Here is a 12,746-nt window from a genome sequence, read left to right as displayed (position 1 = left end):
TCTTTTGATCTTGATCTTAGGCGCCCCGTTAAACCACGCTGGCCGAACGCAGGTATTACGGAGCGGGTAAACCGGCAGGACGCCGGTTTAGCCGCGACGGGGCAGGGACGCCCCGTCGCGGCGGCCCGCGGAGTAATGCCTGCGTTCGGGCACACCGAGCCTAGGCGAGGTGCCGAGTGGTGGGGCAAGAGCGTTTTGCTTACTTTTGCGCTTTTCAAAAGTGAGCCGCTGTAAGAGCGGAACCCATTTCAGCAACACCCGAAAAAACGGATATGTCCCCGCCCCCCCAATCAACACCCCCTGAACACCCCGGGCCGCTTCTCGACCATCGCCCTCACACCCTCCTTGGCATCCTCACTGTTCAACAGTTTCTCCACCAACACCGGCAACCCCGCCGCCGCCGCGGTCTCCCCCTCAATCCTGGCCTGTCGCGCCGACATCAGCGTGGCCTGTACCCCCAGCGGCGCCTGCTGAGCAATGCGGTTCGCCAACGCCACCGCCCGAGGCAACAAATCCTCGCTGGCCATCACCTCCTGCACCAACCCCAACCGCAGCGCCTCGTGGGCATCAAACTCATCCCCCGTGAGCAGCCAACGCATGGCATTCCCCCAGCCCGCAATCTGATGAAAACGCAACGTCGCCCCCCCAAAAGGAAAGATCCCACGCTGCACTTCCATCTGCGCAAACCGCGTATTACTGGCACACAGGTTGATGTCCGCCGCCAGCATCAGCTCGATCCCGATGGTCAGGCAATACCCCTGGGCCGCCACAATCACCGGCTTGCTCACCCGGGGCCCCGCAAAAACACCCCACGGATCACAACCACCCAGAGGCGGCTGCCAGCCTTGCGCCATGGTCGGGCCCACATTGGCCAGGTCCAGCCCGGCGGTAAAATGATCGCCGTGCCCAAATACAATGGCCACCCGCGCCTCGTCATTACGATCAAATTCACCATACGCCAGGCTCAGCTCGTTGAGCAGTTCCAGGTCGAACGCATTGCGCTTGGCCACGCGATCCAGGCCCAGCAACAGGATATGCCCCTGCTGTTCACGGCTGACGCGGCTGCTGGTGGCTTGGTTCATGGGGTGTGCCCTCGGGCGCAAAGGGAGGTTTCGGACCGAAGGGCCCGCTGTTAAGGGTGAACCGTTTAAGCGTCATGACCAACAGGGCCGGGCCTTTGAAAAATAGACCCTGCTGCCTGGATGCGCAAAGCCTTTGATGCAGAGCCGTTCACCTGGGTTTTCCGATAAAAAAAGCTCCCTTTTTCAGCGATTTCCGGTATAGTGCGCGCCGGCCTTTAACCGGGCCGCGTTTAGGTAGCGCAATTCCCCGAAGTCAGCTTCGGCTGCACGTCCGCACAGCGGACTCTTCCTTGACGAATCTTTTTCATTCATTCGTTTTCGCAAATCCCCGCCGACAAAGCAGCCAGGGCGACTCTTGAGTCTCAACACGGCATGCGCAGCTTTGGAGCATGGGTCTTTGCGGATGCACTTAGAGGCAGACCCATGACCCAGGAAACCGGCGGCTTCGCCGCTTTTAATCTTAACCCGAATATTCTTGCTGCCGTCATCGCGACTGGCTACGAAGAACCTTCGGCTATTCAGCAGCAATCGATCCCGATCATCATGGCCGGCCAAGACATGATTGGCCAAGCGCAAACCGGTACCGGTAAAACCGCCGCGTTCGCCCTGCCAATCCTGCACTGCATCGATCCTGCCAAGCGCGAGCCGCAAGCCCTGATCCTGGCGCCAACCCGTGAGTTGGCGCTGCAAGTAGCAACCGCTTTCGAAACCTACGCCAAGCAAATGCCGGGCGTTACCGTTGTGGCCGTTTACGGCGGCGCGCCTATGGGCCCACAACTGAAAGCAATCCGTAACGGCGCACAGATCGTTGTCGCCACTCCGGGCCGTCTGTGCGACCACCTGCGTCGCGATGAAAAAGTACTGTCGACCGTGAACCACCTGGTTCTGGACGAAGCTGACGAGATGCTCAAGCTGGGCTTCATGGACGACCTGGAAGTCATCTTCAAGGCGCTGCCAGCCACCCGTCAGACCGTACTGTTCTCGGCTACCCTGCCACAGTCGATCCGTGCCATTGCCGAACGCCACCTGCGCGATCCGCAACACGTGAAGATCCAGACCAAGACTCAGACCGTTACCGCGATCGAACAGGCTCACCTGTTGGTTCACGCTGACCAGAAGACCTCGGCTGTATTGAGTCTGCTGGAAGTCGAAGACTTCGATGCCCTGATCATGTTCGTGCGCACCAAGCAAGCGACCCTGGACCTGGCCAGTGCCCTGGAAGCCAAAGGCTACAAAGCCGCTGCGCTGAACGGTGACATTGCCCAGAACCAGCGTGAGCGCGTGATCGACTCCCTCAAGGATGGCCGTCTGGACATCGTTGTGGCGACCGACGTTGCTGCCCGTGGCCTCGACGTTCCACGTATCACCCACGTGTTCAACGTTGACATGCCTTACGATCCAGAGTCCTACGTTCACCGTATCGGCCGTACCGGCCGTGCCGGTCGCGAAGGTCGTGCATTGCTGCTGGTGACTCCACGTGAGCGCCGCATGCTGCAAGTGATCGAGCGTGTAACCGGTCAGAAAGTTGCCGAAGTCCGCCTGCCGGATGCCCAGGCCGTTCTCGATGCCCGCATCAAGAAACTGACCAACAGCCTGTCGCCGCTGGTGGCTGACGCTGAATCGACCCACGGCGACCTGCTGGACCGCTTGACTGCCGATATCGGTTGCACCCCGCGTGCCCTGGCTGCAGCCCTGCTGCGCAAGGCGACCAACGGTCAGGCCCTGACCCTTGCTGCGATCGAGAAAGAACGTCCACTGGTGCCGAACAACGCTCCGCGCGGTGATCGTCCAGAACGTACTGGCGACCGTCCAGACCGTGGTGATCGTGAGCGTCGTGCTCCGGTTCCACTGGCTGAAGGCCGTGCTCGCTGCCGTACCGCGCTGGGCGCGCGTGATGGCATCGCCGCCAAGAACCTGCTGGGCGCTATCCTCAACGAGGGTGGCCTGGCACGTGAAGCGATCGGTCGCATCCAGGTGCGTGACAGCTTCTCCCTGGTGGAGCTGCCGGAAGATGGCCTGGAGAAACTCCTGACCAAGCTGAAGGACACTCGCGTTGCCGGTAAGCAGTTGAAGCTGCGTCGCTACCGCGAAGATTGATCCGCCCCTGGGCTGATTGATCGAACATAAAAAATCCCCGACTGGTTCGGGGATTTTTTTTGCCTGCTATTAAGCGAACCGGTAGATGTCCATGCCCAGCGCACCCATGGTGAAGCCTTGGTGCGCGGCGCTGAATTCACCGCCTGCGCCCCGGGCGAAATACAGCGGCAGCAAATGCTCGTCGCTGGGATGGCTGCGCACGGCATGGGGGGCCTGGCGGCGATAGTCGTGCAGCGCGGCTTCATCGTTGGCCGCCAGTTTGCTGACCATCCAATCGCGAAAATCCCGGGCCCATGGCTCGATGCTTTCCGGCCCGGCGTGCCAGTCCAGTTCGCCGAGGTTGTGGGTGATGCTGCCGGAGCCGATCAGCAGCACGCCTTGTTCCCGCAGGCTCGCCAATGCGTGGCCGACGCGGGTTTGCAGGGCAGGGCCCATGCGGCTTGGCAACGATACCTGCACCACCGGGATATCGGCGGCCGGATACATCAGCGACAGGGGCACCCAAGTGCCATGGTCGAAGGGGCGCTGGTCATCAATGCGCGCCTCCAAGCCGTCAGCCTTGAGCAGTTCCACGATTCGGGCTGCCAGTTGTGGGTCACCAGGGGCCGGGTATTGCACGGCAAACAGTTCCCGCGGGAAGCCGCCGAAGTCGTGCCAGGTCTCGGGGGCAGCGCTGCCCGTCACGAGCAGGCCCTGGCTTTCCCAGTGCGCCGAGACCACCACAATGGCCTTGGGGCGTGGCAGCTCGGCCGCCAGGCGCTTGAGCGCCGGGCCGCTGGCGCCGGGTTGCAGGGCAAGCATGGGCGAACCGTGGGAGATAAACAGGCTGGGGAGCATGAGCGGGTCCTGAGGGTTAAGATGGGACCATCTTCAATCAGATCATTGATCTAAATCTAATATAAGTTTTAGCGCTATTTGATCGAATTTTCAGGGTGAATCATGGAGCCGGGATTTTGGCATGAGCGCTGGGCGCGTAATCAGACAGGCTTTCATCTGAGCGAGGTGAACCCTTACCTGCTACGCCACTGGCCGGGCCTGGGCGTGTCAAACGGGGCGCAGGTGCTGGTGCCGTTGTGTGGCAAGAGTCTGGATCTGGCATGGCTGGCGAGCATCGGGCATCGGGTGATGGGGGTTGAGCTGTCGGAAAAGGCCATTGAGGGATTTTTCAGCGAGCAGGGACTGACGCCGCAGATCCATCAACGCGGTGCGTTCAAGGTCTTCCAGGCGGGGGCCATTGAGCTGTGGTGCGGGGATTTCTTTGCGCTGGATGCTGGAGCAGTAACTGAGTGCACGGCGTTATACGACCGGGCAGCATTGATTGCCTTGCCGCCGCTGATGCGCGAGCAGTACGCAGCGCATTTGAACCGGGTGCTGGCTGAAGGCAGCCGAGGCCTGTTGATCACCCTCGACTATGAACAATCGCAGAAAGCCGGCCCGCCGTTTGCGGTGAGTGACGACGAGGTGAGGCTGCTGCTTGGCGGGCAGTGGAGACTGGATGTGCTGGAGGAGCAGGACATCCTGGGGGGCAGCTGGAAGTTTGTTCAGGATGGCGTCACGCGCCTGGACGAGCGGGTGTATCGCCTGGCCAAAGGCTGAATCGCGCCCACAAAAAAGGGGCGATTGAATCGCCCCTTTTTTTGTCGCTATCAGCCGCGACGACGCAGTGCGTCAATCCGCTCTTCCAGCGGCGGGTGGCTCATGAACAGGCGAGCCATGCCCTGCTTGATACCACCGTTGATGCCAAAGGCCGTCAGGGTGTTCGGCATGTGCACCGGCAAGCCCTGTTCGGAGCGCAGGTGTTGCAGGGCGCTGATCATCGCGCCGGTACCGGCCAGGCGAGCACCGGCTTCGTCTGCGCGAAACTCCCGTTTGCGCGAGAACCACATCACGATCGAGCTGGCCAGGAAGCCCAGCACCAGTTCGGCGAAGATGGTCGCCACGTAGTAGGCCATGCCCTGGCCCTGTTCGTTCTTGAAGATCACCTTGTCGACGAAGTTGCCGATGATCCGCGCGAAGAACATCACGAAGGTGTTCACCACGCCCTGGACCAGTGCCAGGGTGACCATGTCACCGTTGGCCACGTGGCCGATCTCGTGGGCCAGCACCGCCTTGATTTCGTCGGGCGAGAACCGCTCCAGCAAGCCCTGGCTGACCGCCACCAGTGCATCGTTCTTGTTCCAGCCGGTGGCGAAAGCGTTGGCTTCATAGGCCGGGAAAATCCCGACTTCGGGCATCTTGATCCCGGCTTCGCGGGACAGTTGCTCGACGGTTTGCAGCAGCCATTGCTCATGCCGGGTACGTGGCTGGGTGATGATCTGGGTGCTGGTGCTCATCTTCGCCATCCACTTGGAGATGAACAGCGAGAAAATCGAACCGGCAAAACCAAAGACCGCACAGAAGATCAGCAGCTGATTGAGGTTCAGATCAACCCCGTTGGCCGCCATGATCCCATTGAAGCCGAAAAGGCTCAGCGTGATGCTGGCAATCAGCACGACCGCCAGGTTAGTGGCCAAGAACAGCAGAATGCGCATCATGGTTGTAGAATTCTCCTCATGCTTAATATGTCGCGTACTGCGGGGTATATAAGGTGCGGCATGGGGCTATTCAACCGAGGGACTATTTCAAACTGTGTCCTACAGCCTGAATGTAGAGCCTTGAAGGGAATTTCCGACACCCGGGACGGCACGGGCGTCTCGCTCCACTCCCTTGCCGCCCTGTAATTATAGGGTGATGCCCGAACAGGGGGGGAACCGGTGAGTGTAAAAGGCGAAGGGGCCCGCGCAGGGCAAAGAAGTGTTGCCAGATAATCGCTGTACGACCGCGGGTGGGCCGTACAGCGCAATGCCCGTTACTGGCGATAGGACTTCAGGAAGTTGCCGATACGACCGATGGCCATTTCCAGGTCATCCACCCGCGGCAAGGTGACCACTCGGAAGTGATCCGGCCACGGCCAGTTGAACGCCGTGCCCTGGACCACCAGCAGCTTTTCCGACAGCAGCAGGTCGAGCACGAACTTCTCATCGTTGAGGATCGGGCACACTTTGGGGTCGATCCGCGGGAAGGCGTACAGCGCGCCCATGGGCTTGACGCAGCTGACACCCGGAATCGCGTTCAGCAGTTCCCAGGTACGGTTGCGCTGCTCCAGCAGGCGGCCTTGTGGCAGCACCAGGTCATTGATGCTCTGGTAGCCGCCCAGTGCGGTCTGGATGGCGTGCTGGCTTGGCACGTTGGCACACAGGCGCATGTTGGCCAGCATGTCGATGCCTTCGATATAGCTCTGGGCATTGTGCTTGGGACCGGAAATCGCGATCCAGCCGGAGCGGAAACCCGCCACCCGATAGGATTTCGACAGGCCGTTGAAGGTCAGGCACAACAGGTCCGGCGCCAGGGAGGCGGTGCAGATGTGCACGGCATCGTCATAGAGGATTTTGTCGTAGATCTCGTCGGAGAACACCACCAGGTTGTGCTGGCGGGCCAGTTCGAGCATGCCCAGCAGTACTTCTTTGGAATACACCGCGCCGGTCGGGTTGTTCGGGTTGATGATTACCAGGGCCTTGGTGTTCGGGGTGATCTTGGCCTTGATGTCGGCCAGGTCCGGGAACCAGTCGGCGCCCTCGTCACACAGGTAATGCACCGGGTGGCCGCCGGCCAGGGTTACGGCGGCGGTCCACAGCGGGTAGTCGGGCGCCGGTACCAGCACTTCGTCGCCATTGTTGAGCAGGGCCTGCATGGACATGACGATCAGTTCGGACACGCCGTTGCCCAGGTAGATGTCTTCGATGCCGACACCTTCAACCTGCTTTTGCTGGTAGTACTGCATCACCGCCTTGCGGGCACTGAACAGGCCTTTGGAGTCGCTGTAGCCCTGGGCGGTAGGCAGGTTGCGGATCACGTCCTGGAGGATTTCGTCCGGCGCTTCGAAACCAAAGGGTGCCGGGTTGCCAATGTTCAGCTTGAGGATGCGATGGCCTTCCTCTTCCAGGCGTTTGGCGTGCTTGAGCACCGGGCCGCGAATGTCGTAGCAGACGTTGGCGAGCTTGTTCGATTTGCTGACCTGCATGGCGATGTGATCCTGAAAATGAACGATCCAGACGGTGTGAAGACTACCGTGCTGAGAATCCTGCGTTGGCCTGACCCATAAATACGTTTGAATGCCGGTTACGCGGGTGCCAGACTGGCGTTTTGAAGAGGCGCAATCATACGTGCCGCCTGATCCATGGAAAAGACACAGATCAGGCTTTTTCAGTTGCCGAGGTGTACCGATGGAAAAGTTGCAGAAAACCGTTGATGAATGGAAAGCCATGCTCGACCCGGAGCAGTACAACGTGTGCCGTCTCAAGGGCACCGAGCGACCGTTCAGCGGCAAGTACAACGGCACCAAGACCGACGGCGTGTACCACTGCATCTGCTGCAATGAGCCGCTGTTCGATTCCAACGCGAAGTTTGACTCCGGCTGCGGCTGGCCCAGCTTCTACGAGCCGATTGCCGAGCAGGCGATGGTCGAGATTCGCGACATCAGCCATGGCATGATCCGTACCGAAGTCACCTGCGCCAAGTGCGATGCGCACCTGGGCCATGTGTTCCCGGACGGCCCGCCGCCCACCGGCCTGCGTTATTGCATCAACTCGGTGTGCCTGGACCTGGTACCGCGCTAGACCGTACGCCTTCTGCGGGCCTTCGCGCCCGCAGGGGCCGTTATACCCAGCTATAAGTCCGGGCAATTCAATTGCACACAATTAAATTGCCTACTATCTTTCAGTTCTTCCCATTTCTTTCGAGGCACTGCCATGAGCGACAACCTGCTGAGCATCCCTTGCACCACCATCAAGGGTGAGCAAAAGACCTTGGCCGATTTCGCCGGCAAGGCGATTCTGGTGGTCAATACCGCCAGCAAGTGCGGCTTCACCCCGCAATACAAGGGGCTCGAGGAACTCTGGCAGCACTACAAGGACCAGGGCCTGGTGGTGTTGGGTTTTCCCTGCAACCAGTTCGGCAAGCAGGAGCCGGGCAACGAAGGCGCCATTTCGGAATTTTGCGAGCTGAACTTCGGTGTCAGTTTCCCGCTGTTCAAGAAGATCGACGTCAATGGCGGCGACGCCCACCCGTTGTTCGTGCAGCTAAAAAAGCAGGCCCCGGGTTTGCTGGGTTCCAAGGGCATCAAGTGGAACTTCACCAAGTTCCTGATCGGACGCGACGGCAAGGTAGTCAAGCGTTTCGCCCCCACTACCAAGCCCCAGGACCTGACCCAAGAGATTGAAGCCCTGCTCAAATGACCGACCTGTCCCTGGCCCTCGACGACCAACTGTGCTTCAAGCTGTACGCCGCCTCACGCGCAGTGACCCGGGCCTATAAGCCGATGCTCGACCAGTTGGGCCTGACCTACCCGCAATATCTGGTGATGCTGGTGCTGTGGGAATGGCAGGATGCAGCTATGCCGCAGCCCACGGTCAAGGCCTTGGGCGAGCGTCTGTTGCTGGATTCCGGCACGCTGACGCCGCTGCTCAAGCGCCTGGAGCAGCTTGCCCTGGTGAGGCGTCAGCGCAGTGCGCTGGATGAGCGGGAAGTGCACCTGAGCCTGACCGATGAAGGCCGCATCCTGCGCGACCGGGTGCAACCGCTGAAGGCACGGCTGCTGTGCGACAGCGGGGTTGACCTGAACCAGGCCGATGCCCTGCGTGACGGCCTGGACGAGCTATTACGCCAGATCAAAGGCTTGTCGTAGTCGGCACCCACAGGTCGAGCAAGGCCTTGAGTTCTTCGCGGCGAAACGGCTTGGCCAGGTAGTCATTCATGCCCGCCGCCCGGCAACGCTCGCGTTCCTCGGACATGGCGTTGGCGGTCAGGGCCACAATCGGCAAGTCCGGCCAGCGTCCGCTGCGGCGGATCTGCCGGCTGGCTTCATAGCCATCCATCACCGGCATGTTGCAGTCCATCAACACCATGTGGAAGCTTTGTTCTTCAAGCAGCTTGAGGGCTTCGCCACCATGGGCCGCGACGATCACCTCGCAGCCGAGCTTGCCGAGCATGCCCTTGGCCACCAGTTGATTGACCGGGTTGTCCTCCACCAGCAGGATGCGCGCCCGATGGGCGAGGGGGGCGGTTTCCAGTTGGATCAGGTCAAGGACCAGGTCTGGATCGGTGCGCAAGTTGCGTTGCAGAATCTGGTACAGCGCCGTGCGGCTCAGCGGCCGGGCTTGTTGCTGCAAAGGCGCCAGGGCGGCGACCTCTTCACTGGGCATGAAGTTGCCGTAGGCAGTCACCAGCAGGATCGGCGCGGTGATCGTCGGGCGCAGGCGAAACAGGCACTCGGGGCAATCGGTGATCAACAGGTCCGGGGTCTGCCCGGTCAAGTCATCTTCGATGGAGTAGACGCGCGGCGCCAGCCCCCAGCTTGGCAGGAGGCTGCCGAGCAGTTCCGCCAGGCCGCTGTTGGTGCTGGTGATTGCGATCACGTCGCCCGACAACGGTGTCTGGCGCGTCGCCGGCAAATGCGTCGGCAATGGCAGGTCGGCGCAGAACTGGCTGCCAAAGCCGGCCTCGGAGCTGATGCTCAGGCGGCCCTTCATGGCCTCGCAGAGGTTATGGGTCAACGCCAGGCCCAGTCCGGTCCCGCCAAATTGGCGAGTGATGCCCGCACCAGCTTGGGTGAATGGCTGGAAGATCTTCACCTGGGCGTCCTGGGCGATCCCGATACCGGTGTCACACACCTCGATCCTGACCCGGTCGGCCTGCGCGCTGAGGCGCACGTCCACCCGGCCAAAACGCGTGAACTTCAGGGCGTTGGACAGCAGGTTGCTGACAATCTGCCGTACCCGCGTCGGGTCGCCCAGCACCTGGGCGGGAAACTGCGGGTCGATCAAACACGTCAATTCCACGCTGGGCGCGGCGTTTTGCGAGAGCAGGTTGGCGGTGTCTTCCACCAGTGCGCCGAGGTCGAACGGGATACTTTCCAGTTCCAGCTGGCCCGCGTCGAACTTGGACAGGTCGAGGATATCGTTGAGCAGCTCCACCAGCACTTTGCCCGAGTCATGGGCGATCGACAGTTGCTGGCGTTGCTCGGCGTTCAGCGGGCTGTCGAGGGACAGCGCGATCATCCCCAACAGACCGTTGAGCGGCGTACGGATTTCATGGCTCATGTTGGCCAGGAATGCTGCCCGTGCCTGGGCCATGGCGAGGGCCGTCATCTTCGCCGCTTCCAGTTCGTCGTTCGACAGCGTCAGTCGATGATTGATGGCCTTGAGCTCGGTGGTGCGCGCGGAAACGATGTCTTCCAGTTGCCCGAGGTATTCAGTCAGGCGGTTCTCGGCGTGCCGACGTTGCTGGATTTCCGTCTCCATGGTTTCAAACTGTTGATTGGCGACGTTGACCAGCACCCCGATCTCGTCATGTTCGTGCCCCGGCGGGCAGTCGAGGCGCTCGTGCTTGCGGGAGCTCAGCTCGCGAATAATCCGCACCAGCGGCTTGGTCAGCATCACGTAGAACAGCGCCAGTAGAATCCCGGTGAGCAGCAGGCTGCGGGCAAAGCCGTTGAGCAGAGTGATCTCGGCGCGGCGCAGGAAGCGGCTGCCGAATGCGTAGGTATCGACGTCAAGCCGCAATACACCGAGGGCGTCATTGGGCATGTGGGTGAGGTACAACCGGTCTTCGAATTGGCGGTTGGCGCCAAACAGGAAATCGCTGATGGGGCGGTAGGTGCTTTCCTTGCGCGGGCGATTCACATCGGCCAGTACCAAACCGTTGTTGTCGACCAGTTGTGCACGGGTGATGGCAGGGGAGTGCAGCAGTCCCAGGGTCAGTTCCTGAGCCAGTTCGGCGTCGATGTTATAGGCGATGCGCGAAGCCGGGTTATGGCTGATTTCAATCAGCGCACGTATTTCCCGGTTGATGGAAGCGTCTTCGCTGGCATAATCAATCCCAATCTGTATCAGGCTGAGCAAGGTTCCCAAGACGAATCCGACCAGCACTGTCAGTCTGGCTTGTTTATAAGACAAGCGGTGGGCGAACTTGATATCCATCGGGTGCTGTACCACTTTACGTTTCCTTTCGCCCGGCAAGCATAGCTGAACATCCACAGGCTCGAACTTGCCCGGCACGAATCGACTTTATTCGGTGCAGCCCTGCACGGTCTGCCTCAGGGTTGCCAATACGCCATCTTTTACAAGAACTTGCCAGAGGAATAGTCGTGGATTCTCGATTGAATGCCTTTCTTGAGCGTGCCGACGCGGTACTTGCTCGCCTGGAACCCCTTTTGCCTGCCCCCCGTGAAGCCGTTGACTGGGACCATTGCCTGGCTGCCCGCTGGCAGCGCGAAGGCCGCAGCGGCTTTTTGCTGCCGCTGGAAGTCAGCCTGGACATGCGCCTGTCCGACCTGATCGGTGTGGATAAACAGCGCGAGCAGTTGGCCCGTAACACTCAACAGTTTCTCGACGGCCTGCCGGCCAACCATGCATTGCTCTGGGGCTCGCGCGGCACGGGTAAGTCGTCCATGGTACGCGCCTTGTTGGCCCAGCATGCCAAGGCCGGTTTGCGCCTGATCGAGATCGAGCGCGATCACCTGGCGGACTTGCCACGGGTGGTCGAGCAACTGATCAAATTGCCACAGCGGTTTGTGCTGTTCTGTGATGACCTGTCCTTTGAAGCCGGCGAGAGCGATTACCGTGTGCTCAAGAGCGTGCTCGATGGCTCCCTGGAGCAGGCACCGGAAAACGTCCTGTTGTATGCCACCTCCAACCGTCGTCACCTGGTGCCCGAGAACCAGAGCGATAATGAAAACTGGAAGAACATAGACGGTGAACTGCACCCCAACGAAGCGGTTGAGGACAAGATTGCCCTGTCTGACCGGTTCGGCCTGTGGCTGTCGTTTTACCCGTTCAACCAAGAGCACTTCCTGGATGTGGTCGAGCACTGGATCGGTGAGTTGGCGAGCAAGGCCGGTTTGCAATGGCAGCGCGATGAAGAGCTGGACATTCTCGCGGTGCGCTGGGCCACCGGCCGCGGCAATCGCAATGGCCGTTGTGCCTATCAGTTCGCCCGCTATTGGGTGGGCCTCAAATTGCTGGAGCGTCAACCATGATCGATTTGCAACAGGCCGGAACCGGCCTTGATGGCTACGCCATGCTCCATGCACAGCTGGAATCCTTGCTGGCGGATGAGCGCGATTTCATTGCCAATGCCGCGCAGTTTTCCGCGTTCCTGTTCAACCAGCTGGACGATTTGAACTGGGCGGGCTTCTACCTCAACCGTAATGAAGAGTTGGTGCTCGGGCCTTTCCAGGGGCAGATCGCCTGTGTGCGTATTCCGTTTGGCCGCGGTGTTTGCGGCGCGGCGGCGGCCTCGCGGCAAACCCAGCGGGTGGAAGACGTGCACGCATTCCCGGGGCATATCGCTTGTGACAGCGCGTCGAACAGCGAACTGGTGGTTCCGCTGGTCAAGGAAGGGCGCCTGATCGGTGTACTGGACCTGGACAGTCCGTCGCTGTCGCGGTTTACCCCGCAGGACCAGGCCGGCATCGAGCAGTTGGCTGCGATTTTCCTGCGGTTGACCGATTGCTGATGGGGTGAGCCTCCT

General features: G+C 60.6%; 12 protein-coding genes. 7 read left to right on the top strand and 5 right to left on the bottom strand.

Going from position 1 to position 12,746, the window contains the following annotated elements:
• Positions 1-290 precede the first annotated feature (290 nt).
• On the bottom strand, positions 291-1,082 hold the full coding sequence (locus HX875_RS24295; RefSeq protein WP_177046328.1) for a crotonase/enoyl-CoA hydratase family protein: 792 nt from the start codon (positions 1,080-1,082) through the stop codon (positions 291-293).
• Between the two features lie 423 nt (positions 1,083-1,505).
• Between HX875_RS24295 and HX875_RS24290 the strand changes: the two genes are divergently transcribed.
• Complete coding sequence (locus HX875_RS24290) at positions 1,506-3,179, top strand: DEAD/DEAH box helicase (protein WP_003209050.1); 1,674 nt, start codon at positions 1,506-1,508, stop codon at positions 3,177-3,179.
• Between the two features lie 69 nt (positions 3,180-3,248).
• On the opposite strand, the gene HX875_RS24285 is transcribed toward HX875_RS24290, so the two are convergent.
• On the bottom strand, positions 3,249-4,016 hold the full coding sequence (locus tag HX875_RS24285) for a DODA-type extradiol aromatic ring-opening family dioxygenase (protein WP_177046326.1): 768 nt from the start codon (positions 4,014-4,016) through the stop codon (positions 3,249-3,251).
• A 102-nt stretch (positions 4,017-4,118) separates the two neighbouring features.
• Between HX875_RS24285 and HX875_RS24280 the strand changes: the two genes are divergently transcribed.
• Complete coding sequence (locus tag HX875_RS24280) at positions 4,119-4,775, top strand: thiopurine S-methyltransferase (protein ID WP_177046325.1); 657 nt, start codon at positions 4,119-4,121, stop codon at positions 4,773-4,775.
• Positions 4,776-4,825: 50 nt separating this feature from the next.
• Here HX875_RS24280 and htpX read toward each other — a convergent pair whose 3' ends face one another.
• Complete coding sequence (gene htpX, locus HX875_RS24275; RefSeq protein WP_003209055.1) at positions 4,826-5,713, bottom strand: protease HtpX; 888 nt, start codon at positions 5,711-5,713, stop codon at positions 4,826-4,828.
• Between the two features lie 314 nt (positions 5,714-6,027).
• Positions 6,028-7,239, bottom strand: a complete 1,212-nt coding sequence (locus tag HX875_RS24270; protein ID WP_063032067.1) for a pyridoxal phosphate-dependent aminotransferase — start codon at positions 7,237-7,239, stop codon at positions 6,028-6,030.
• Between the two features lie 202 nt (positions 7,240-7,441).
• Here HX875_RS24270 and msrB point away from each other — a divergent pair, with 202 nt between their 5' ends.
• The 3 genes from msrB to HX875_RS24255 all read left to right on the top strand — a co-directional run bounded on the left by msrB (position 7,442) and on the right by HX875_RS24255 (position 8,901).
• Complete coding sequence (gene msrB, locus HX875_RS24265; RefSeq protein ID WP_177046322.1) at positions 7,442-7,834, top strand: peptide-methionine (R)-S-oxide reductase MsrB; 393 nt, start codon at positions 7,442-7,444, stop codon at positions 7,832-7,834.
• Between the two features lie 132 nt (positions 7,835-7,966).
• Positions 7,967-8,452 (top strand): glutathione peroxidase, encoded by a 486-nt coding sequence (locus tag HX875_RS24260; RefSeq protein ID WP_177046320.1) that lies wholly within the window; start codon positions 7,967-7,969, stop codon positions 8,450-8,452.
• The gene (locus HX875_RS24255) at positions 8,449-8,901 is read left to right on the top strand and encodes a MarR family winged helix-turn-helix transcriptional regulator (RefSeq protein ID WP_177046318.1); all 453 of its coding nucleotides are present in this window, start codon (positions 8,449-8,451) and stop codon (positions 8,899-8,901) included. Before HX875_RS24260 ends, HX875_RS24255 begins: the two co-directional genes overlap by 4 nt.
• Here the strand turns inward: HX875_RS24255 and HX875_RS24250 are convergent.
• Positions 8,885-11,194 (bottom strand): hybrid sensor histidine kinase/response regulator, encoded by a 2,310-nt coding sequence (locus tag HX875_RS24250; RefSeq protein ID WP_177046338.1) that lies wholly within the window; start codon positions 11,192-11,194, stop codon positions 8,885-8,887. The two genes, HX875_RS24255 and HX875_RS24250, sit on opposite strands and share 17 nt — an antisense overlap.
• A 167-nt stretch (positions 11,195-11,361) precedes the next feature.
• Between HX875_RS24250 and HX875_RS24245 the strand changes: the two genes are divergently transcribed.
• Both HX875_RS24245 and HX875_RS24240 read left to right on the top strand, forming a co-directional pair.
• Positions 11,362-12,252, top strand: coding sequence for an ATP-binding protein (locus HX875_RS24245; protein ID WP_177046316.1), 891 nt, complete (start codon positions 11,362-11,364; stop codon positions 12,250-12,252).
• Entirely contained in the window at positions 12,249-12,731 is a 483-nt protein-coding gene (locus tag HX875_RS24240) for a GAF domain-containing protein (protein ID WP_010176138.1), read from the top strand. Before HX875_RS24245 ends, HX875_RS24240 begins: the two co-directional genes overlap by 4 nt.
• The last annotated feature ends 15 nt before the right edge of the window (positions 12,732-12,746 follow it).

The organism is Pseudomonas yamanorum, assembly GCF_013386765.1.
Taxonomy (GTDB): Bacteria; Pseudomonadota; Gammaproteobacteria; order Pseudomonadales; family Pseudomonadaceae; genus Aquipseudomonas; species Aquipseudomonas yamanorum_A.
This window is presented reverse-complemented; position numbering and strand designations above follow the sequence as displayed.